Genomic DNA, 21,604 nt, shown 5'->3' with positions numbered 1-21,604 from the left:
GGCAGACTGGAGCGTCGACACCCGGCACCGGTTCACGCCCTCGTTCAGGGGACAGGGCGACCCGGCGGCCATTTCGGGAAGAAGGATCATGAGGGCTGACATTCACCCGACGTACCACGAGACCACGGTCGTCTGTACCTGTGGCTCCACGTTCACTACCCGTAGCACCAAGTCGGACGCTGTGATCCACGCAGAGGTGTGCTCGCAGTGCCACCCGTTCTACACCGGCAAGCAGAAGATTCTTGACGTTGGTGGTCGGGTCGAGAAGTTCGAACGGCGTTTCGGTCGCCGCCGTCCCGGTGACAAGCCGGGCACGACGGCCAAATAGCACGCCGCGGCCAGACAACACGCCGCGGCCGGCCAGACAGCACGCGCCCGTGCCGTAGCGGTGACGGCACGGGCGCACTCGTCCCGGCTGCGGCTCGTCCCGGCTGCGGCTTGGCCCGGCCGGGCCTACAGTTCGACGTTGGGAGCACCCGGGAACAGCGCCGTCCGGCTCGTGACGCCCGGCGCCGCCCGCTGATCGAACGTCCCAGGACCAGGAGACGCCCGAAATGACCACTCCGCTCGACGCTCTGCTCACCGAGCACGCCGAGTTGGAGAGCCGGCTCGCCGACCCGTCGGTGCACGCCGACCCGGCGCTGGCCCGCAGCCTCGGCCGCCGGTACGCGGAGCTGACCCCGGCCGTGGAGACCGCCCGCGAGCTGGACCGGGTGGCCGCGGATCTGGCGACGGCCCGCGAGTTCGCCGCCGAGGACACCTCGTTCCGCGCGGAGGTCGCGGAACTGGAGGCCGAGCAGGAGACACTGCGTAACAGACTGCGCGCCCATCTGGTACCCACCGACCCGGACGACGCCCGGGACGCGATCCTGGAGATCAAGGCGGGCGCCGGCGGTGAGGAGTCGGCCCTGTTCGCGGGCGACCTGCTGCGGATGTACCTGCGCTACGCCGAACGCCGCGGCTGGCGAACCGAGATCCTCGACGCGAACCCCAGCGACCTCGGCGGCTACCGGGACGTGAGCGTGGCGGTGAAGGCCGGCCGAGGCGCCTCCGAGGGGGTCTTCGGGCGGCTGCGCTTCGAGGGCGGGGTCCACCGGGTGCAGCGGGTGCCGGTCACCGAGTCGGCTGGCCGCATCCACACCTCGGCGGCCGGCGTCTTGGTGCTGCCCGAGGCGGCGGATGTCGAGGTCGACATCGACCCCAACGACCTGCGGATAGACGTGTACCGCTCCTCCGGCCCCGGTGGGCAGAGCGTGAACACGACGGACTCGGCGGTGCGGATCACCCACCTGCCCAGCGGGCTGGTGGTGTCCTGCCAGAACGAGAAGAGCCAGCTGCAGAACAAGGAGTCGGCCCTGCGCATCCTGCGGGCCCGGCTGCTGTCGGTGGCCCGCGAGCGGGCGCAGGCCGAGGCGTCGGCGGCGCGGGCGAGCCAGGTCCGCACGGTGGACCGCTCCGAACGCGTCCGTACCTACAACTTCGCCGAGAACCGGATCAGTGACCATCGGGTCGGTTACAAGGCGTACAACCTCGACCAGGTGCTCGACGGTGAGCTCGACGACGTCCTCAACGCGCTGATTGCGGCGGACCTCCAGACCAGGCTGTCGGTCGAGGTGGCGACGTGACCTCCGCCGCGGCCGGGCCGGACCGGGCCGGCGCACGGGTACGGACACCCTCGGCGCACTCTCAGCACGCTCCGCACTCTCAGCACTCTCAGCACGCTCCGCGCACTCCGCACGCTCCGGGTTGGCGCCCGGGCGCTGAGCCGGGCCCGGACCTGCGGGCCGAGATCGACGCGGCGGCCGCCGTGCTGTCCGCGGCCGGGGTGGCCAGCCCCCGGGCGGACGCGGAGCAGCTTGCCGCCCACGCCACCGGCGAGCCCCGCTGGCGGCTGGCGCTGGCGGGCGCGATGACTCCGGCCGAGCGGGAACTCCTCCACGGCCTGGTGGCCCGCCGGGCCGCCAGGGTGCCGCTGCAGCACCTGGTGGGCACGGTCGGGTTCCGCTATCTCACCCTGACCGTCGGCCCCGGTGTGTTCGTGCCCCGGCCGGAGACCGAGACGGTGGTCGGCTGGGCCATCGACACCGTCCGCGCGGCCGGGTGGGACAGGCCGGTCTGCGTGGACCTGTGCACTGGCTCCGGGGCGATCGCCCTCGCGCTCGCCGACGAGCTGCCGGGGGCCCGGGTGTACGCCGTCGACAGCGATCCGGACGCGCTGCTGTGGGCGAAGCGTAATGTCGTACTCACCGGAAGAGCGATAACCGTGCACCACGCCGACGTGGGGATCGACCTGTCCGGCGGCGCCGCGTCCCGGCATGGCGGCACGCCGGGCGCCGCGGGCGTGATGGCCGCCACCGAGGTGCTGGCTGACCTGCTCGGCCGGGTCGACCTGGTGGTGAGCAACCCTCCGTACCTGTGCGACGACGAACGGGGCACGCTCGAGCCGGAGGTCGGCGATCACGACCCGCCGGCCGCCCTGTGGGGCGGGCCGGACGGCCTGGCCGGCGTGCGCGCCGTCGCGGCGGTGGCGGCCGACCTGCTCCGTGACGGTGGCCGGCTGGTGATCGAACATGCCGACCGGCACGGCTCGGCGGCCCCTGCCCTGCTGCGGACGCACGGTCGCTGGGATGATGTCCACGACCACCAGGACCTGACCGGACGGGACCGGTTCGTCACGGCAACCTGCCGGCCCCGTGGTGGGCCGGGCCCGGCCCGGGGGGCAGCGGGGACAGCAGGGGAGGAGCGGTGAGCAGACGCTACGACTGCACGGACTCCGAGGTACGGGTGGCCGGGCTCGAGGCGGCCACCCGCGCGGTCCGTCACGGTGGCCTGGTGGTGTTACCCACCGACACGCTGTACGGCATCGGGGCCGACGCCTTCGACCAGGTCGCGGTCCGGGCCCTGCTGACGGCCAAGGGCCGTGGGCCGGAGATGCCCGTGCCCGTGCTGATCGGTTCGTGGCGCACCCTTGACGGCCTGGTGGAGCGGGTGACCGAGCAGGTCCGTGACCTGGTACGGGCGTTCTGGCCGGGCGGGCTCACCCTGATCGTGCGGCACGCGCCGTCGCTGAGCTGGGATCTCGGCGACGCCCGGGGCACGGTCGCGGTACGGATGCCGCTGCACCCGGTGGCGATCGAACTGCTCGGCCGGACCGGCCCGATGGCGGTGTCCAGCGCCAACATCAGCGGCCGGCCGCCGGCGACCACGGCCGACGACGCGTTCGCCCAGCTCGGCGACTCCGTCGAGGTGTACCTGGACGGCGGGCCCTGCGCGCTCGGCGTCGCCTCGACGATCGTCGACTGCACCGATGACGTCCCGCGGGTTCTGCGGGTCGGCGCCGTCGACCTGGCGGCGCTGCGCGCGGTCGTCCCATCACTTCGGGTACCCGCCGCGGTGAACTGACGCAGCACAGTGAACTGACGCAGCAGGAGAGGCAGCTTATGAGCACCCCGTTCTGGGGCCCGGACTTCGACCAGCTCCACGCCGAGGATCCCGAGATCGCTGGTGTCCTCCTGGACGAACTGGACCGGCTGCGAGGCGGGCTCCAGCTCATCGCCAGCGAGAACTTCACCTCACCGGCGGTGCTGGCGGCCCTCGGGTCGACGTTGTCGAACAAGTACGCCGAGGGATATCCCGGCCGCCGGTACTACGGCGGATGCCAGGTCGTGGACCGTGCGGAGGAGATCGGCATCGCCCGGGCGAAGGAGCTCTTCGGCGCCGAGCACGCCAACCTGCAGCCGCATTCGGGGGCGCAGGCCAATTTCGCGGTGTACGCGGCGCTGCTGGTGCCCGGTGACACCGTGTTGGCGATGTCCCTCCCACACGGCGGCCACCTCACCCACGGTAGCCGGGTCAACTTCAGTGGCAAGTGGTTCAACGTCGCCGCGTACGGGGTGCGCGAGGACAACGAGCTGATTGACTACGACGAGGTGCGCGACCTCGCCCGTCAGCACCAGCCCAAAATGATTATCTGTGGCGCCACCGCCTACCCGCGGCTGATCGACTTCGCCGCCTTCCGGTCGATCGCGGACGAGGTCGGGGCCTGGCTGATGGTGGACGCCGCCCACTTCATCGGCCTGGTCGCGGGCGGGGCCATCCCGAGCCCGGTGCCCTACGCCGACGTCGTCAGCTTCACCACCCACAAGGTGCTGCGCGGCCCGCGGGGCGGGATGATCCTCTGCCGGGAGGAGCTCGCCCAGCGCATCGACAAGGCGGTCTTCCCCTTCAGTCAGGGCGGCCCGCTCATGCACGCGGTCGCGGCCAAGGCGGTCGCCCTGCGGGAGGCCGCCACCCCCGCCTACCAGGACTACGCCCAGCAGGTGATCCGCAACGCCCAGGCGCTCGCGGACGCGCTCGCCGCCGAAGGGGTGCGCCCGGTCGCCGGCGGAACCGACACCCACCTCGCCCTGCTCGACCTGCGCGCGCTCGGGGTCACCGGCAAGGAGGCGGAGGCCCGCTGCGACGCCGCCCGCATCACCCTGAACAAGAACGCAATCCCGTACGACCCGCAGCCACCCGCGGTCTCCTCCGGGATCCGGGTGGGTACGCCGGCGGTGACCACCCAGGGTATGAAGGAGGGCGAGATGAAGGACATCGCCGCGCTCATCGCCCGCGTCGTCAGTGACCCCGACGCGGCCGCCGACGTGGCCGCCAGCGTCGCCGCCCTGACAGCCCGACACCCCGCCTACCCCCGGTGACCGTACTCGCGATGGCCGCACCCACGGTGACACGACGGACGCGCCCGGAGGCGGGCGCGTCGGCGTCGGCAAGCGGTGGACGCCCCAAGAAGCGGGTGCGTTAGAAGATTGCGGGAGTATCTGCTCGTCTTCGCGGTGTCGGCGGCGATCACGTTCCTGTGCACGCCGGTCGCACGGTGTTTCGCGGTCCGGGTCGGAGCGGTCGCCGGTGTCCGGGACCGTGACGTCCATGCGGTCCCGACGCCACGGCTGGGCGGTCTGGCCATGCTCGCCGGGCTGGCAGCCGGGCTGCTCGTCGCCGACCAGCTCCCGTTCCTCTCCGCGGTCTCCGAGGACTGGGCCGAGCCGCACGCGGTGCTGATCGCCGGCGCGCTGATCTGCCTGCTCGGCGTCGTGGACGACCGGTGGCCGCTGGACGCGGTGACAAAGCTCGCGGGCCAGGTCGTGGCCGCCGGGGTGATGGTGCTGCTGGGCATCCAGTGGTCCTTCGCGGTGAACCCGGACAGCGACACGACCTTCAGCCTCGGGCCGGAGACGGCCGTGCCACTGTCGATCCTCGCCACGGTGATCCTGGTCAACGCCATGAACTTCATCGACGGGCTGGACGGTCTGGCCGCCGGGGTCGCGGCCATCGCGGCGGGCTCCACGTTCTACTTCGCCTACGAGGTCGCTGTTATCAACCACTTCTCCCGGGCCGCGCCGGCCGCGCTGCTGGCCGCGGTCACCGCCGGTGTGTGCGTCGGCTTCCTGCCGCACAACTTCAACCCGGCGAGGCTGTTCATGGGGGACTCCGGCTCGATGCTGGTCGGCCTGCTCTCCGCCGCATCCATGATCTCGGTGACGGGCCAGGTGGCCTATGGCGGATATGCTGGGCCGTCCCGGTCCCTGCCGTCCCTGATCCCGTTGGCCATCCCGTTGGCGGTGCTCGCCGTGCCCTTCATCGACCTGGGGCTGGCGGTGGTCCGCCGGACCAGAGCCGGCCGGTCCCCGTTCGCCCCGGACAAGATGCACCTGCACCACCGGATGCTGGAAATCGGGAAATCCCACGTCCGGGCCGTGCTCATCATGTACTTCTGGGCGGCGCTGCTTGGTTTCGGCGGGGTCGCCGCGTCCTTTTCCCGGCAGCCGCTGCCGATCCTCGCCGGTGTTGTGGGCCTTGGTCTCGCGGGGCTGCTGGTGCTGTTGCTGGCCGGTCAACGATCCGTGCGGCGCGCATGATCACCGCTGCTGGGCGGACGGTCAGAACCGGTCTGCTGGTGCTCGCCGCCGTCGCGGTCCCGGCACTGCCGATCGCCGGCTTCGCCCGTGGCGCGGATGGGCTCGCCGCCGTTGCCGCCGGTCTCGTTCTCGTCGCGTTGTTCTTTACGGCGAGCAAGGTCGCGGTGAGCGTGGTCGCCCGCCGGATGCGGGCGATGGTGCTGCCCGCGGCGCTGGGCACCTATCTGATGAAGACCATCATTCTGGGTGTTCTGCTGGTGACCCTGGAGGGCTCCGACAGCGTCGACCTGATCGCCTTCTCCTGGGCCGTCCTGGTGGGTGTTCTCGGCTGGGTCGGTGCCGAGCTGTGGGTGGCCACCCACACCCGGGTCCCGTTCTACGACCCGGACGCCTTCCGCGCGCGGGGCGACTCCCCACATGACACCCTGAACACGTGAGCGACGCCGAACACACCCCCGGGGACGCTGGAAACAGCTCCGGTACGGGTGGTGGGCCGCGTCGCCCGTACCGGCCCGGCCTGATCTCCGGCGAGATGTGGAGCGCGTTCGGCACGCTGCTCGCCGGTACCGGCTTCTGGGGGCTGGTCGGCTACGGGATCGACCGTGTCACCGGGATCGGCACGGTCTTCCTGCCGGTGGGCGTTGTCGTCGGGATGGGGGCCGCGCTCTATCTTGTGATCTACCGGGCGATGCGGCGCCAGTGACCCGGGCCGGTGGCCCGCGGCCCGGCGGTGCCGTGCGGATGGTTCCCGGGTGTACACCGATCATGATCGATAGTCTTTTGGCCCGTTGGGCAGGCGCGGACTGTTGCGCTGTGTGATCGCATGGTCTCGAAGCGTCTATCCTGGGGCAACGGCAGGAAACTTTTGGGTGCCGTTTGTGTGAACGGGCGAGTGAGCAACCTCTGCTCGGCCCGGACTTGATGCCGATGGCGTCGGGGTGTGGATAGTATCGCCAGTACCGAGTGTCGGCTCGCTGACATCCGGTGTGAGTCGTATCTCTTGGTGGTCTTGTCAGTTCATGATCATAGGGTATCGATAGATGGTCATGCCTGGCGGCCGGCTGTGTCCGGTGATCGTCATGTCTGGTATGCCAGGTGCGCGAGTGGGATGCGGCCTGCGCCGGGCATGGCTGTTCGCTTGGACCAGATAGGGTGAGTCCACGCCGCCGCTGGTACGGCTGCGTCTCTTTTCCGCTGGTGAGAGTATATTTTGATCATGGAGGTGTACGTCGTGCCGGTCCCCCCGGTCCTCGCGGACGAGGGCTTCCACGGCCCGACCAAGGAGGTGTTCCAGACACCCCACTGGTTCGACGTCGAGCTCGGATCGGTCGACTTCTACCTGAACAAGGCGACCGCTCTGGGGATCTTCGCCGCGCTCGTCGTCGGCGTGGTCTTCTGGCTGGGTTTCCGGCGCGCGACGGTTGTGCCACGCGGGGTGCAGAACGTCTGTGAGTCCATCTACGACTTCATCGACACCTCGATCGCCCGGGACGTCATCGGAGAGCAGGGCCGGAAGTACACGCCCTACCTGGTGGTGCTGTTCACCTTCGTACTGGTCTCCAACGTGCTTGCGATCATCCCCGGCGCACAGTTCCCGCCGACCTCGCGGATAGCGATTCCGATCGTTCTCTCCGCCATCACCTACGTGCTGTTCAACCGCGCCGGGATCAGGGCTGTCGGCGCCCGCGCGTATTTCGGCCACATGGTCAATCCGGCGCCGACGGCGCCCTTCCCCGTCAAGCTGCTGCTCGGGCCGATCGAGCTTCTGTCGACTCTGATCGTGCGCCCGTTCACGCTGGCGGTTCGGTTGTTCGCGAACATGTTCGCCGGCCATATCCTGTTGCTGGTGTTCTCGCTCGGTGCGGACTACCTGCTGCCGAAGCCGCCCTTCGTCTTCGGTGTCGCCTCGTTGCTCATGACGATCGTGCTGACCGGTTTCGAGCTCGTCATCGACTTCTTGCAGGCGTACATCATCACTATTCTCACGGCCGCCTTCATCGGCGGCGCGCTTGAGGAGCATGGGGACGAGCACGACAGCTCGCACTCGGTCGACCAGGTGCCCGCCGTCAGCGGCGCATCCGCCGCGGCACACGCATAAGGTTCGGACACCCCGATCAGCACCGCGGCAGGTCGCGGTGCCCGACTGGAAAAGGAATAATGACATGGCAGACACCTCTTTGGTGCTTGCTGCTGCCGACCAGGTGAGCGGCTCTCTCGGCGCGGTGGCCTACGGCCTCGCGGCCATCGGGCCCGGCATCGGTATCGGCCTTATCTTCGGGCTCGGTGTGCAGGCCATCGCCCGGCAGCCAGAAGCGGAGCAGGTCGCTTTCCGATACATGATCATCGGCTTCGCGCTCGCGGAAGCACTGGCCCTGATCGGTTTCGTCGTCCCGTTCGTCTTCCCCTAGGCCGGGGGAGACACCGTGGCTATCTCGACACTGCTGCTCGCGGCCGAGGAGGGTGGTGGGCACTCGGACGAAAACGTCCTTGTCCCGCCGGTGAGCGAGCTGCTCATCGGTATCCTGGCCTTCGGTCTGCTGGTGGCCTTCTTCTTCTGGAAGGTCTACCCGCAGATCAGACGGACGTACGCCGAGCGCAGCGACCGTATCGAGGGCAACCTGGCACGCGCCGAGCGCACCCAGCGAGAGGCCGAGGACCTGCTCGTCTCCTACCGCCGGCAGCTCGCCGAGGCCCAGGACGAGGCGGGGCGCATCCGTCAGGACGCCCGTGAGCAGGGGCAACAGATTCTCGACTCGCTACGCGCGCAGGCCGGCGAAGAGGTTGCCGAGATCAAGGCCCGTGGCGAGGCTCAGCTCGCCGCCGAGCGGGCCCAGGTCGTCGCCCAGATCCGACGTGAGATCGGCGAGATCGCGCTCGAACTCGCCACCAAGATCGTCGGTCATGAGCTGCAGCGGGACGACCGCCAGCGGCAGCTCATCGACGACTTCATCGCCGGGCTGGACCGTCCGGCGGACGGCACGACGGTCCCGGCACCGGCCGGCCCGGGGGGCTGAGGCGTGGACGGATCCAGCCGTCGTTCACTGGCGGTGGCGCGGGCTCGGCTCGACGAGCTGACCGCGCTCCCGCCGCCGGGTACCACGACCCCGCGGCCCGCCGCCAACCTCGCCCGGCTCGCGGACGACCTCGACGGGGTGGTGGACCTGCTCGACCGCGAGCTGGTCGTCCGCCGCGCGCTGACTGATCCGGGTGTGCCCGGATCGGCCCGTTCCGAGCTCGCTGCCAGGCTGTTCGGCTCGAAGATCTCGCCAACGGCACTGGAGATCGTGCAGGTCGCGGTCACCGGGCGCTGGGCTCGGCCGCTGGACCTCCAGCAGGCGTTGGCCGAGCTCGCCGTCGAGGTCCTGCTCGCGCAGGCGCAGCGCAACAACGTCCTCGACGACGTCGAGGACGAGCTGTTCAGGTTCGGCCGGCTGCTCAACCGGACGCCGGAGCTGTCGCTGGCCCTGAGCGCCCCGGCCGCCCCGGTGTCGGCCAAGCAGGCGCTGGTAGCCAGGTTGCTGGACGGCAAGGCCCACCCCGTAACCGTCCGGCTCGTCCAGCGTGCGGTTACCGAACGTTACCACGGTGACCTCGAGCGCCGGCTCGAACAGCTCACCACGATCGCCGCGGCCCGGCGCAACCGTCTGGTCGCGGTGGTGCTGAGCGCCGTCCCACTCGCGGGCGACCAGATCTACCGGCTGCGGACGGCGATCAGCCGTTATTTTGGCCGTGATGTGCAGCTCCAGGTGGACGTCGACCCCGCTGTTCTCGGGGGCGTCGTCGTGCGGGTCGGTGACGAGGTGGTCGATGGCAGTGTCCTGCGCCGCCTCACCGACGCACGTCGGCGACTGCTGCGGTAGGGCGCTCCCGTGGACATCCAGATCTCGCCGCCCGATCTGCGGGACGTGCCCGCACCATCTGCTGAAGGACCAAAGCGATGACTGAGCTCTCCATCCGACCGGAGGAAATCCGCGCCGCCCTCCGGGACTACGTCGACTCCTACCAGGCATCCGCCGGAGAGCGCGAGGAGGTCGGCCGGGTCGTCGTCGCGGGCGACGGCATCGCGCGGGTCGAGGGTCTGCCGCACGCCATGACCAACGAGCTGCTGGAGTTCCACGGCGGGGTGCTCGGCCTCGCGCTCAACCTGGACGTGGGCGAGATCGGCTGCGTTCTGCTGGGTGAGTCCGAGCACATCGAGGAGGGGCAGGAGGTCCGCCGCACCGGCGAGATCCTCTCCGTCCCGGTCGGGGACGGCTTCCTCGGCCGGGTCGTCGACCCTCTCGGCCGCCCGATCGACGGCCTCGGGGAGATCGTCTCGACCGAGAGCCGGGCCCTTGAGCTGCAGGCGCCCACGGTCGTGCAGCGCCAGCCGGTCAAGGAGCCGTTGCAGACCGGCATCAAGGCCATCGACGCGATGACCGCCATCGGGCGTGGCCAGCGCCAGCTCATCATCGGCGACCGGCAGACCGGCAAGAGCTCGGTCGCCCTCGACACGATCATCAACCAGCGCGAGAACTGGGCGACCGGGGACCCGAAGCTCCAGGTCAAGTGCGTCTATGTGGCGATCGGCCAGAAGAAGTCGACGATCCGGGACGTTCTGAACACCCTGGAGGAGACCGGCGCGCTGGCCTACACGACCATTGTCGCCGCTCCCGCCGACCAGCCGGCCGGTTTCAAGTACCTTGCGCCCTACACCGGTTCCGCGATCGGCCAGCACTGGATGTACAACGGCCAGCACGGCCTGATCGTCTTCGACGACCTGTCCAAGCAGGCCGAGGCATACCGGGCCATCTCGCTGCTGCTGCGTCGCCCGCCGGGCCGTGAGGCCTACCCCGGCGACGTCTTCTACCTGCACTCCCGGCTGCTCGAGCGTTGCGCGAAGCTCTCGGACGAGCTCGGTGGCGGGTCGCTGACCGGTCTGCCGATCATCGAGACCAAGGGCAACGACATCTCCGCCTACATCCCGACGAACGTCATCTCCATCACCGACGGGCAGATCTTCCTCGAGACCGACCTGTTCAACCAGGGTGTCCGGCCGGCCATCAACGTCGGTACCTCGGTTTCCCGGGTCGGTGGCAGCGCCCAGGTCAAGGCGATGAAGTCCGTCGCCGGCCGACTGCGTCTCGACCTTGCCCAGTACCGCGAGCTGGAGGCGTTCTCGGCGTTCGGCTCCGACCTGGACAAGGCGTCGCGCGCCCAGCTCGACCGGGGCGCGCGCCTGGTCGAGCTGCTCAAGCAGCCGCAGTTCCAGCCGTTCTCGGTCGAGCGCGAGGTCGTCTCGATCTGGGCGGGGACGACCGGCCACCTCGACGAGGTGCCGATCGGCGACATCCGCCGGTTCGAAAGCGAGTTCCTCGAGTTCGTCGAGCGGACCCAGCCAGGGCTGTTCAAGACGATCCGCGAGACCGGCAAGCTCGACGACGACACCCTTGCCGCGCTCGAGCATCTGATCGCGAAGTTCAAGACCGAGTTCGCGCTCTCCGGCGGTCAGCCCCTGATCAACGAGCCGGTGCCCGACACCCTGGACCCCGCCGAGGTGGAGCAGGAGTCGATCAAGGTGCACCAGCCGAAGCCGCGGGACGAGGACTAAGCCATGGCCGGTCAGCTCCGCGAATACCGGCGCCGCATCCGGTCGGTACAGTCGACCAAGAAGATCACTCGGGCGATGGAGCTCATCGCGGCGTCCCGGATCGTCAAGGCCAAGGCAAGGGTGGCCGCGTCCCGGCCGTACGCCGACGAGATCACCCGGGTGATCTCCGCGGTCGCGTCGCAGACCACGGTCCGCCACCCCCTGACGACCGAGCACCCCGAGGCTCGCCGCGCGGCGGTTCTCGTGATCACCAGCGATCGTGGTCTTGCTGGCGGCTACAACGCCAACGTGCTGCGTCGCACCGGTGAGCTGCTGGAACTGCTGCGCGCCGAGGGCAAGGAACCGGTCCTGTACGCGGTCGGCCGCAAGGCCGTCACCTACTACCGGTTCCGTGGCAGGGAACTGGCCGGGGAGTTCACCGGCTTCTCCGAGCAGCCCGGTTACGACAACGCCAAGGAAGTCGCCGACGCGCTCATCGCGCGGTTCGTCGAGTCGAGTGAGGCCGCTGGCGTGGACGAGATCCACCTGGTTTTCACCGAGTACGTGAACACGCTGACGCAACGGCCGGTTGCCCACCGCATCCTTCCACTGGTGCTGGAGAAGACCACCGAGCCCCCGCCCGGTGGCCCGCTCCCGCAGTACGAGTTCGAGCCGTCCGCCGAAGGTGTCCTGGACGCCCTGCTGCCGCGGTACGTCGAAAGCCGGCTGTACGCGTCCCTGCTGGAGTCTGCGGCATCCGAGTCGGCGGCGCGGCAGCGGGCGATGAAGTCCGCGACCGACAACGCGGGTGAGCTGATCAAGACCTACACCCGGCGGGCCAACGCGGCCCGTCAGGACGCGATCACGCAGGAGATATCGGAAATTGTCGGAGGCGCCAACGCACTCGCTCAGGCCTCCTAAGCTGGCTCAGGCAGGGCAGCGGAGCTGAAGGCGGCGCGGCCATGCCTCTGGCGTGGGCGGGTCCCGAGGGAAGCACCGGCATCGACGACCATCATAGCCAAGAAGATCAACCAGACCTGATGTTGCGGGCATCCACACGGAGTGGCCGGTGGCTTCAGGGCACAAGTGAAACTGCCCGAAGCCACCGGCATCCTTCAGGTAGCGGCCGGTGACTTCAGGGCACAAGTGAAACTGAGGACGCCATGACCGTCACCACCACCTCGCCCGCCGCGGCGGAGGGCAAGGCCCCTGGGATCGGCCGGGTCGCCCGTGTAATCGGCCCGGTCGTCGATGTGGAGTTCGCGCCCGAGGAGATCCCCGAGATCTACCGCGCGCTGCGCGTCGACCGCACCATCAACGGACAGACCGCGACTCTCACCCTCGAGGTCGCGCAGCACATCGGTGAGAACACCGTACGGACGATCTCCATGCAGCAGACCGACGGTCTGGTCCGTGGGGCGCCCGTCCAGGACACCGGTTCGCCGATCACCGTCCCCGTCGGCAACGCCACCCGAGGGCACGTGTTCAACGTGCTCGGCGAGCCGCTGGACGTCCCCAGTGTCGACACCGACGTGCGCCGGTCGATCCACGCCACGGCGCCCGCCTTCGACCAGCTCGAGTCGAAGACGGAGATGTTCCCGACCGGGATCAAGGTCATCGACCTGCTGGCGCCCTACGTCCGCGGTGGGAAGATCGGCCTGTTCGGCGGCGCGGGCGTGGGCAAGACGGTCGTCATCCAGGAGATGATCAACCGTGTTGCCAAGCAGTTCAGCGGTGTCTCGGTGTTCGCCGGGGTCGGGGAGCGTACCCGTGAGGGCAACGACCTGTTCCTGGAGATGACCGAGGCCGGCGTCATCAACGACACCGCGCTGGTCTTCGGCCAGATGGACGAGCCGCCCGGCACCCGGCTGCGGATCGCGCTCGCGGCGCTGACCATGGCGGAGTACTTCCGCGACGTCCAGAAGCAGGACGTGCTGCTGTTCATCGACAACATCTTCCGGTTCACCCAGGCCGGCTCGGAGGTCTCCACCCTGCTCGGACGGATGCCGAGCGCGGTGGGCTACCAGCCGACGCTGGCTGACGAGATGGGCGTCCTGCAGGAGCGGATCACCTCGACGCGCGGCCACTCGATCACCTCGCTCCAGGCGATCTACGTCCCCGCGGACGACATCACCGACCCGGCGCCGCACACCACCTTCACCCACCTCGACGCCACCACGGTGCTCTCACGGGCCATCTCCGACCTGGGGATCTACCCCGCCGTCGACCCGCTGGACTCCAGCTCCCGCATCCTCGACGCCCGCTACCTCGGGCAGGAGCACTACGACGTCGCCCGCGAGGTGCAGCGCATCCTGCAGCGCTACAAGGACCTGCAGGACATCATCGCCATTCTCGGTATCGACGAGCTGTCCGAGGAGGACAAGATTCTCGTCAACCGGGCGCGGCGCATCCAGCGCTTCCTGTCGCAGCCGTTCTTCGTCGCCGAGCAGTTCACCGGTATCCCGGGCACCTTCGTCCCGCTCGAAGAGACGATCAAGTCCTTCAAGAAACTGACCGAAGGCGACTACGACCACCTCCCCGAGCAGGCGTTCTTCATGTGCGGCGGTATCGAGGACGCCGAGAAGAAGGCCAAGGAACTCCTCTAACGCGAACGTTGTGATGTGACGGCAGGAAGGACGGCAACGCGATGCCGATACGGGTGGCGATCGTCTCGCCGGAGCGGGAGGTGTGGTCAGGGGATGCCGACATGGTCATCGCTCGGACCACGGAGGGTGAGATCGGGGTGCTGCCCAGGCACGTCCCGTTGCTCGGGGTTCTCGTCCAGGGCGGTGAGGTGCGGATCAAGATCGGTAGCGAGACCCTGACCGTCGCGGTGGACGGCGGTTTTCTGTCCGTGACCGACCAGGGCGTGAGCATCCTCGCCGAGCACGCGACCCTGTCGACCCCCACCACCTGACCCGGACCAGCGGCACCGAGAAGGCCGGTGGCGACGCGGAGAACCACAACCGCGTCGCCACCGGCCTTTGTTGCGTTGTCAGCTGCTGGGTTGTCAGCGGCCCGCGCCGGGCTGCCAGAGGACGTCGCCGCCGGGGTTGGCGACACGGGAGAGGATGAACAGCAGGTCCGAAAGCCGGTTGAGATAGCGGACGGGCAGGGGGCTGGTGCGGTCCGGATCGTCTTCCAGCAGCGCCCAGGCCGAGCGTTCCGCGCGGCGGGCCACCGTCCGCGAGACATGCAGCAGGGCGGCGCCGGGTGAACCGCCCGGCAGGATGAACGAGTTCAGCTTGGGCAGACGCTCGTTGTACCGGTCGCAGGCTTCCTCAAGGCGGTCGATGTAGGCCTGGCTCACCCGCAGCGGAGGGAACGACGGGCTGTCCACGATCGGTGTGCACAGGTCGGCGCCGAGGTCGAAGAGGTCGTTCTGCACCTGGGCAAGTAACGCCCGAACGTCCTCGCTGAGGGCGCCGAGGGCCAGCGCCACACCGATGGTGGCGTTCGTCTCGTCCACGTCCGCGTACGCGGCCAGCCGCGGGTCGGTCTTGCGGACTCGGGAGGTGTCGCCGAGCGCGGTCGTACCGTCGTCCCCGGTCCGCGTATAGATCCGGGTCAGGTGGATGGCCATGTCGCCACACTGTAGGCGCTCCGCCGGTTCTCACGCGCGCGAGTTCCTGTGATCGCGGCTTGCCGGCCGGCCCGCGTTTCGGTGCTGGTGCCGCCAGGTGGGGTGGCCCCGGCGGCCACCCGGGTCCCGTATCAGTACTTGAGCGGATTTTTCTCGGTGGCAAAAACTTCCCGCACGGGAATGGCGGTCACGGGATTTTCGCGGTGGGCCGAGACAGACGGGGCTTTTCTCGCGAGTCGGCCGGTTGGCCCTGCTGGGGACGGGCGGGGCGGGCCGGCCGGGTGCCGATCCGGCCTTGCCGTGCCGGTGGGCCGACCCCGGACAGCGGCCGACAAGGCCCTACCATCGACTTCCGTGGAACGGTTCGTCGCCACGGGCGGCTGTCAGCTGGTCGGCGGGGTGGATGTCCCGGGAGCGAAGAACTCCGTGCTCAAGCTGATGGCCGCGAGCCTGCTGGCGTGCGGCCGCACGACTCTTCGCTCGGTACCCGACATTCTTGACGTGAACGTCATGGCCGACGTCCTGCGCGCGCTCGGGGCGAGCGTCGAGCGGGACGTTGCCGAGGGCTCACTGTCGATCGACGTGCCGGAGCGGCCCACCGCCGCGGCCGACAGCGATCTCGTCCGGCGGATCCGGGCGTCGGTGGTGGTGCTCGGGCCGCTGGTCGCCCGGTGCGGCGAGGCACGGGTGGCGCTTCCCGGTGGGGACGCCATCGGCGCGCGCGCGCTCGACATGCACGTCAGCGGGCTGGCCAAGCTCGGCGCCGTGGTGGACGTCGAGTCCGGGATCCTGGTGGCCCGTTCGTCCGGCCGTCTGCAGGGGGCGTCGATCTGGCTGGACTTCCCCAGCGTCGGCGCCACCGAGAACCTGCTGATGGCCGGGGTGCTCGCCAAGGGCACCACGGTGATCGACAATGCCGCCCGGGAGCCCGAGATCGCCGATCTGTGCGCGATGCTGGTCTCCATGGGCGCGCGTCTCGACGGCGCGGGCACGTCCACGCTGGTCATCGAGGGGGTCGACGAGCTGCGGCCGACCACGCACGACACCGTCGCGGACCGGATCGTCGCCGGCACGTTCGCCATCGGCGCGCTCATGACCGGCGGCGACGTGCTGGTCCGGGGCGGCCGCGCCGACCATCTGGAGATCGTGCTCGACAAGCTGACGACGGCCGGCGCCACCGTGGACACCCGGCCGGACGGCTTCCGGGTCCGCGCGGAGCGCCCGCCGCGTTCGATCGACGTGGTGACCCTGCCCTACCCGGGCTTCCCGACGGATCTCCTGCCGCAGACCATTGCCCTGGAGGCGGTCAGCGAGGGCGTCTCCCTGATCACCGAGAACGTCTTCGACAGCCGCTTCGTGTTCTGCCGTGAGCTGAGCAAGCTCGGCGCGGACCTGCGCACCGACGGCCACCATGTCGTGGTGCGCCGCAGCGACCGCCTGGTCGGTACGCACGTGGCGGCCTCGGACGTGCGGGCGGGGGCCGGGCTCGTGCTGGCCGGCCTGGTGGCCGAGGGGATCACCAGCGTCAGCGAGGTCCATCACATCGACCGTGGCTACGCCGCCTTTGCCGAGCAGCTGCGCCTGCTCGGCGCGGACATCCGGCGGGAGCCACGCGGTGGGCCGGACGCACGGCGGGACGATCGCTGAGCGGGCCGGCCGTCGAGCAGGCTGGCCCGGGCCCAGCGGGCACGGGCGTGGACCGGGCACGGGGCGGACGCGGGCCCGGCTGTTGTCAGGCCCGGTCCTGTCCGTCAGGCCCAGTCCCGTTCCGTGCCAGCCACCACCGCGCGGGCTCGCATGGAGTCCTCGGGAAACACCATGACGTGCCAGGCGGCGGTGTGGTGGCGCCGTAGCTTCCCGTCGGCGTTCACCTGGATCGGGCCGAGTGCGGCCGTGCCCGAGGTCGACCGGATCCCGTGCTGGCGCAGGAGCTGGCGCAGCCGGTCCGCGTCCGATGATGTGCGCAGCGTGGCCACAGGTACCAGCATGCCGAAGTCGGCATGCTGGAAGGGGACGTCCGGGTTGCCGCGCGTCCGGGTCGGTGTGAAGACCCATCTGCACACCGCCACGAGTACGGCGGTGGCGGCGACGGCGATGGCCGGACCGATCGTGTAGTGCAGGCTGTTCAGTGGCACCGTCACCTCCCGGCTGTCCGGGCCGGCGGGCCGGACGGTCTTCATCGTCTCAGCGCCGCCGGCCGCGCGCAGGCGTTCGCGCGTGGGTCGCGTCGCAGTCGTAAGCGTAATCTTGGGTAAACATAGCGTTATAGTTGTTCGTGTTGCGTGTTTATATTCCTGTCAAGTTGCGGTACTTCCGTGCGTGACAATCCTGCCGTTGTACACATCAGCCCATCTGAACGGCCACTCTGCGACCATGGATACTGGCATTACAGATGAGGCGTCACACGCTTCGCCGCTGACGTGACACGGATCGAAACGGAGGGTATGGAAACCGTCGGCCGAGATACACGGCCGGCCACGTCCGACAACCTCTGATCGCCGGGCATGCCCTGGCCGGCCTTCAGGTGACACGAACGCAGCTTCGCCCGTGTCGCCGGAAGGAAGGCCCCGGGTGCTTGCGGATGCCCGACCGGTCAGGGCGTGGATCAGGGGGGACGGGGGGACGGGAGGCCTGATGGGCAAAAACGTGACGTTTCGTAACGACGGCGGCAGGGAGTTGCAGACTGTGCGCCTGCACGGCCGGGTCGACGTGCGGACGGTCGGTGATCTGCGGCTGCGCCTGCACACCGCGATCGACTGCGGCCGGGGGCGGCTGCGGGTGAACGTGGCCGGTCTGGAGCTCGCCGACCAGGCGGCGCTCGGCGTGCTGCTCGGCGGGGTGCGGCGGGCCCGGCGTTCCGGGCGGTCGATGGTGCTCGTGGACGTACCCGACGATCTGGGCCGGCTGCTGTCGGCGAACCGTCTCGGACGTTTCCTCCAGGTCGAGGACGCCGACCTGTTCCATGTCGGTCATGCCTGATCCGCGGTAACCGGCCGCTACGCGGCGACCGGCCGGCACGTCGGATCGGCCGGTGTGGTGGGCTGTGGCCGACCAGCGTGAACGGCGGTGCCCCGGTGACGGGGCGCGGCCGTGCACCATGGGATGATGGAGCCGGCCGGGGAGGAACATGCTCGACGTCGATGCGCAGCGGCTGAACCCAGCGGATGGTCCCGCGTACCGCGCAGGCGGTGGCCAGCCCACCGACCCGCGCCGCCCGCTGGTCATCGCGGGCGCGTTCGCCGCCGCGATCGGTCTGGGAGCGGCCATCGGCCTGGCCACGGCACCGACGAAGACACCCGCCCCCCGGCCGGCGCCCACGGTCGCGCCTCCGGCTGAGGCGCAGCCGCCGCTGGAACCGTCCGCCTGGGAGGGCAGCCGCCAGCCGGGCGCGGCCCACCAGATGCGGGTGCGGCTGGTGGACAGGCGGGCCTTCAGCGCGAGCCTCGCGTACGCCCTGCGGGAAGGCGGCATCGCGGGGGTGGCCACTGACGACGTCGTCATACCGCAGGGAAAGCTCTTCTACGGGGCTGTCGAGGGTGTCGACAGCCCCGCCGACGAGTACTGGGCCGTGGGCCTCGCGCAGGTCGCGGGCGTCACCCCGGCCCCGCCGAACCCGCAGGTGTGGAAGCGGACGGGTAACGGCCCGTGGCAGCGGATCGCGCAGGGCCCCGGCGCCTGCGACGGCCTGCCCACCGGCCTGTTCACCGTGTGGCAGGGTCGCCCTCCGCTCTGTTCGGGCGGCTGACGACCCGCGCCGGTACGCTTCTGGACGTCCGACAATCCCTTCGGGAACGGGTGCGGCGATGGCGGATGCGGCACGGCAGGACCTCACCGAGCAGGCTCGTCCCCAGCGGGACCGACCGTGGATCATCCGGACCTACGCGGGGCACTCCAGCCCGGCCGAGACCAACGCCCTCTACCGCCGGAACCTGGCCAAGGGGCAGACCGGGCTCTCGGTCGCCTTCGACCTGCCGACCCAGACCGGCTACGACCCCGACCACGAGCTCGCCCGCGGCGAGGTGGGCAAGGTCGGCGTGCCGATCGCCCACGTCGGCGACATGCGCGCGCTGTTCCACGACATCCCGCTAAACCGGATGAACACCTCGATGACGATCAACGCGACGGCCATGTGGCTGCTCGCGCTCTACCAGGTCGTCGCACAGGAGCAGGGCGCGGACGTCGCCGCGCTCACCGGCACCACCCAGAACGACATCATCAAGGAGTACCTCTCCCGCGGGACGTACGTGTTCCCGCCCGCGCCATCGCTGCGGCTGATCACAGACATGATCGCCTACACGGTGACCGAGATCCCCAGATGGAACCCGATCAACATCTGCAGTTACCACCTGCAGGAGGCGGGTGCCACCCCCGTCCAGGAGATCGCCTACTCGATGTGCACGGCCATCGCCGTGCTCGACGCCGTGGTCGCCTCCGGGCAGGTGCCGGCGGAACGCACCGGCGAGGTGTGCGCCCGGATCTCCTTCTTCGTCAACGCCGGCGTCCGCTTCGTCGAGGAGCTGTGCAAGATGCGGGCGTTCACGCGGCTGTGGGACACCCTGCTGCGGACCCGCTACGGCGTCGAGGACCCGCGGCACCGGCGGTTCCGCTACGGCGTCCAGGTCAACTCCCTCGGCCTGACCGAGGCGCAGCCGGAGAACAACGTCATCCGGATCGTGCTGGAAGCCCTCGGCGTGACGCTGTCGAAGGACGCCCGCTGCCGGGCGCTGCAGCTGCCGGCCTGGAACGAGGCGCTCGGCCTACCCCGGCCCTGGGACCAGCAGTGGTCCCTGCGCATCCAGCAGATCCTCGCCCACGAGACCGACCTGTTGGAGTACCCCGACCTGTTCGAGGGCTCCGTCGTCGTGGAGCGCCGGGTGGCCGAGCTCGCCGAGGCCGCCCAGGCCGAGATCGACCGGGTGCAGGCCATGGGCGGCGCGGTTGCCGCGGTCGAAAGCGGCTACATGAAGTCCGAGCTCGTCCGTTCGCACGCGACCCGCCGGGTGCGTATCGAGTCGGGCGAGGACGTGGTGGTGGGCGTCAACGCCTTCACCACCACCGAGCCGAACCCGCTGCTCGCCGACCTGACCACGGCCATCCAGACGGTGGACCCGGCCGTGGAGGAGGCCGCCCGCACCGACATTGCGGCATGGCGGGCCGGCCGCGACGCGCGCGCCGTCGACGAGGCCCTCCAGAACCTGCGGGACACGGCGAAGACCGACGCGAACCTGATGCCGGCCACCCTCGCCTGCGCCCGTGTGGGCGTCACCACCGGTGAGTGGGCCGGTGCCCTGCGGGAGGTGTTCGGCGAGTACCGGGCCCCCACCGGGGTGTCCGCCGCGTCCTCGGTGCACGCGGGCGGCCGGCAGCTCTCCGACGTGCGGGAACGGGTCGTGGCGACCGGGAAGGAGCTTGGCCGCCGGCTGAAGTTCCTCGTCGGCAAACCCGGCCTGGACGGGCACTCCAACGGTGCCGAACAGATCGCCGTGCGCGCCCGGGACGCCGGTTTCGAAGTGGTCTACCAGGGCATCCGGCTCACGCCCGCGCAGATCGTCGCCGCCGCCGTGGAGGAGGACGTCCACGTCGTGGGCCTGTCGGTGCTCTCCGGCTCGCACATGGAACTGGTGCCCCTGGTACTCGACGGGCTGCGCGCGGCCGGCGTCGGGGAGGTGCCCGTGGTCGTCGGCGGCATCATCCCGCCGGCGGACGCCGAGCGGCTGAAGGCCCTCGGCGTCGCCGAGGTGTACACGCCGAAGGACTACGGCCTCACCGAGATCATGGACAGCGTGGTCGACGTCATCCGGGTCGCCAACGGCCTGGGCCGATCACAGCCCGCCAGCTGACCCGGTTGGACTCCGAGACGCTGACTTCGCGGAGAGTAGTCGTCGCGGAAAGTAACTGATGCCTGGTGAGAGCCTCAAAGGCCTGGTGAGAGATGTTTCGCCGGCTCGGGACCGATGTGCGAGGTGGCCGGCGGGCGCGTAGCGTGCCCAGGATGGTCTCCGACACTCCGTCCTTGGACGACGCGGTGGCCCTGGCCACCCGAGCCCATACCGGCCAGCTTGACAAGATCGGCGAGGGGTATATCGGCCATCCGCTGCGGGTCATGCGGGCGGTTGCCGCCATCGCGGACGGCGTCGGGGCCGACCATGAGCACGCGCAGATGGCGGCGGTGCTCCACGACGTCGTCGAGGACTCCGCGATCACCCTGGACGATCTGGTCGCGCTTGGTTACCCGCCCGCGGTCGTGGCGGCGGTCGACGCGCTCAGCCACCGCCCGGGGGAGCCGGTGGAGGACTACCTCGCCCGGGTCGCCGCCGACGATCTCGCCGTCGCCGTGAAGCGGGCGGACATGGCCGACAACGGCGACCCGGCGCGGCTGATCAGGCTGCCCGCGGAGCGGGCGGACCGTTACCGGCAGCGTTACGCCGACCGGACGCGCCTGCTCGACGACCTTGTCGCCGCCCGGCGGGCCGCTGGGAAGGCGGCCGGAACTGGGGAAGCCGCTGAGGCAGCCGACGCGGACGCCCACCGGAAGCC

23 protein-coding genes are annotated in these 21,604 nt (G+C 70.0%); 21 read left to right on the top strand and 2 right to left on the bottom strand.

The window, feature by feature from the left end; translation table 11 throughout:
* The first annotated feature begins 88 nt into the window (after positions 1-88).
* From rpmE to CM1CMNOD_RS17885, 16 genes are all read left to right on the top strand, one after another.
* On the top strand, positions 89-328 hold the full coding sequence (rpmE, locus tag CM1CMNOD_RS17960; RefSeq protein WP_013875013.1) for a 50S ribosomal protein L31: 240 nt from the start codon (positions 89-91) through the stop codon (positions 326-328).
* Between the two features lie 226 nt (positions 329-554).
* Complete coding sequence (gene prfA / locus CM1CMNOD_RS17955) at positions 555-1,625, top strand: peptide chain release factor 1 (RefSeq protein ID WP_013875012.1); 1,071 nt, start codon at positions 555-557, stop codon at positions 1,623-1,625.
* The gene (gene prmC, locus CM1CMNOD_RS17950; protein ID WP_013875011.1) at positions 1,622-2,749 is read left to right on the top strand and encodes a peptide chain release factor N(5)-glutamine methyltransferase; all 1,128 of its coding nucleotides are present in this window, start codon (positions 1,622-1,624) and stop codon (positions 2,747-2,749) included. The genes prfA and prmC overlap by 4 nt, the downstream gene beginning before the upstream one ends.
* On the top strand, positions 2,746-3,402 hold the full coding sequence (locus tag CM1CMNOD_RS17945) for an L-threonylcarbamoyladenylate synthase (RefSeq protein WP_013875010.1): 657 nt from the start codon (positions 2,746-2,748) through the stop codon (positions 3,400-3,402). The genes prmC and CM1CMNOD_RS17945 overlap by 4 nt, the downstream gene beginning before the upstream one ends.
* 38 nt (positions 3,403-3,440) lie before the next feature.
* On the top strand, positions 3,441-4,697 hold the full coding sequence (glyA, locus tag CM1CMNOD_RS17940) for a serine hydroxymethyltransferase (RefSeq protein WP_013875009.1): 1,257 nt from the start codon (positions 3,441-3,443) through the stop codon (positions 4,695-4,697).
* Positions 4,698-4,805: 108 nt separating this feature from the next.
* Complete coding sequence (locus CM1CMNOD_RS17935; RefSeq protein ID WP_043603998.1) at positions 4,806-5,915, top strand: MraY family glycosyltransferase; 1,110 nt, start codon at positions 4,806-4,808, stop codon at positions 5,913-5,915.
* Positions 5,912-6,352, top strand: a complete 441-nt coding sequence (locus tag CM1CMNOD_RS17930; RefSeq protein WP_013875007.1) for a hypothetical protein — start codon at positions 5,912-5,914, stop codon at positions 6,350-6,352. The genes CM1CMNOD_RS17935 and CM1CMNOD_RS17930 overlap by 4 nt, the downstream gene beginning before the upstream one ends.
* Positions 6,349-6,618 (top strand): AtpZ/AtpI family protein, encoded by a 270-nt coding sequence (locus tag CM1CMNOD_RS23315; protein WP_013875006.1) that lies wholly within the window; start codon positions 6,349-6,351, stop codon positions 6,616-6,618. The genes CM1CMNOD_RS17930 and CM1CMNOD_RS23315 overlap by 4 nt, the downstream gene beginning before the upstream one ends.
* A gap of 513 nt (positions 6,619-7,131) precedes the next feature.
* Positions 7,132-8,013, top strand: coding sequence for a F0F1 ATP synthase subunit A (atpB, locus tag CM1CMNOD_RS17920; protein ID WP_043603997.1), 882 nt, complete (start codon positions 7,132-7,134; stop codon positions 8,011-8,013).
* A gap of 64 nt (positions 8,014-8,077) precedes the next feature.
* The gene (locus CM1CMNOD_RS17915; protein ID WP_013875004.1) at positions 8,078-8,323 is read left to right on the top strand and encodes an ATP synthase subunit C; all 246 of its coding nucleotides are present in this window, start codon (positions 8,078-8,080) and stop codon (positions 8,321-8,323) included.
* A 15-nt stretch (positions 8,324-8,338) separates the two neighbouring features.
* Positions 8,339-8,929 carry a F0F1 ATP synthase subunit B gene (locus tag CM1CMNOD_RS17910; protein ID WP_013875003.1) on the top strand — a complete coding sequence of 197 codons (591 nt, stop codon included), beginning with the start codon at positions 8,339-8,341 and terminating at the stop codon, positions 8,927-8,929.
* A 3-nt stretch (positions 8,930-8,932) separates the two neighbouring features.
* Positions 8,933-9,775 (top strand): F0F1 ATP synthase subunit delta, encoded by an 843-nt coding sequence (locus CM1CMNOD_RS17905; RefSeq protein ID WP_013875002.1) that lies wholly within the window; start codon positions 8,933-8,935, stop codon positions 9,773-9,775.
* Positions 9,776-9,852: 77 nt separating this feature from the next.
* Positions 9,853-11,505, top strand: a complete 1,653-nt coding sequence (atpA, locus tag CM1CMNOD_RS17900) for a F0F1 ATP synthase subunit alpha (protein WP_013875001.1) — start codon at positions 9,853-9,855, stop codon at positions 11,503-11,505.
* 3 nt (positions 11,506-11,508) lie between these two features.
* On the top strand, positions 11,509-12,405 hold the full coding sequence (locus CM1CMNOD_RS17895) for a F0F1 ATP synthase subunit gamma (RefSeq protein ID WP_013875000.1): 897 nt from the start codon (positions 11,509-11,511) through the stop codon (positions 12,403-12,405).
* 242 nt (positions 12,406-12,647) lie between these two features.
* Positions 12,648-14,090, top strand: a complete 1,443-nt coding sequence (gene atpD, locus CM1CMNOD_RS17890) for a F0F1 ATP synthase subunit beta (RefSeq protein WP_013874999.1) — start codon at positions 12,648-12,650, stop codon at positions 14,088-14,090.
* A gap of 41 nt (positions 14,091-14,131) precedes the next feature.
* A complete protein-coding gene (locus tag CM1CMNOD_RS17885) occupies positions 14,132-14,401 on the top strand; it encodes a F0F1 ATP synthase subunit epsilon (protein WP_013874998.1) in 270 nt (89 codons plus the stop codon).
* Positions 14,402-14,494: 93 nt separating this feature from the next.
* Here CM1CMNOD_RS17885 and CM1CMNOD_RS17880 read toward each other — a convergent pair whose 3' ends face one another.
* Positions 14,495-15,067: a cob(I)yrinic acid a,c-diamide adenosyltransferase gene (locus tag CM1CMNOD_RS17880; protein ID WP_013874997.1), complete on the bottom strand. Its 573-nt coding sequence runs from the start codon at positions 15,065-15,067 to the stop codon at positions 14,495-14,497.
* Positions 15,068-15,421: 354 nt separating this feature from the next.
* Between CM1CMNOD_RS17880 and murA the strand changes: the two genes are divergently transcribed.
* Positions 15,422-16,714 (top strand): UDP-N-acetylglucosamine 1-carboxyvinyltransferase, encoded by a 1,293-nt coding sequence (murA, locus tag CM1CMNOD_RS17875; protein WP_013874996.1) that lies wholly within the window; start codon positions 15,422-15,424, stop codon positions 16,712-16,714.
* Positions 16,715-16,818: 104 nt separating this feature from the next.
* On the opposite strand, the gene CM1CMNOD_RS22560 is transcribed toward murA, so the two are convergent.
* Positions 16,819-17,247, bottom strand: a complete 429-nt coding sequence (locus CM1CMNOD_RS22560; RefSeq protein WP_013874995.1) for a hypothetical protein — start codon at positions 17,245-17,247, stop codon at positions 16,819-16,821.
* A 466-nt stretch (positions 17,248-17,713) separates the two neighbouring features.
* Here CM1CMNOD_RS22560 and CM1CMNOD_RS17865 point away from each other — a divergent pair, with 466 nt between their 5' ends.
* From CM1CMNOD_RS17865 to CM1CMNOD_RS17850, 4 genes are all read left to right on the top strand, one after another.
* Positions 17,714-18,046 (top strand): STAS domain-containing protein, encoded by a 333-nt coding sequence (locus tag CM1CMNOD_RS17865; protein ID WP_241245663.1) that lies wholly within the window; start codon positions 17,714-17,716, stop codon positions 18,044-18,046.
* Between the two features lie 148 nt (positions 18,047-18,194).
* Positions 18,195-18,812 (top strand): hypothetical protein, encoded by a 618-nt coding sequence (locus tag CM1CMNOD_RS17860; RefSeq protein ID WP_013874993.1) that lies wholly within the window; start codon positions 18,195-18,197, stop codon positions 18,810-18,812.
* A 58-nt stretch (positions 18,813-18,870) separates the two neighbouring features.
* Positions 18,871-20,907 (top strand): protein meaA, encoded by a 2,037-nt coding sequence (locus tag CM1CMNOD_RS17855; protein ID WP_013874992.1) that lies wholly within the window; start codon positions 18,871-18,873, stop codon positions 20,905-20,907.
* Positions 20,908-21,059: 152 nt separating this feature from the next.
* A partial coding sequence (locus tag CM1CMNOD_RS17850) for an HD domain-containing protein (protein ID WP_131774096.1) occupies positions 21,060-21,604 on the top strand: 545 nt, incomplete at its 3' end.

Source organism: Protofrankia symbiont of Coriaria myrtifolia, from assembly GCF_900634755.1.
In the GTDB taxonomy this organism is placed as follows: Bacteria; Actinomycetota; Actinomycetes; order Frankiales; family Frankiaceae; genus Protofrankia; species Protofrankia coriariae.
The sequence above is the reverse complement of the archived record's forward strand: the minus strand, read 5'-3'. Positions and strand labels throughout refer to the sequence as shown.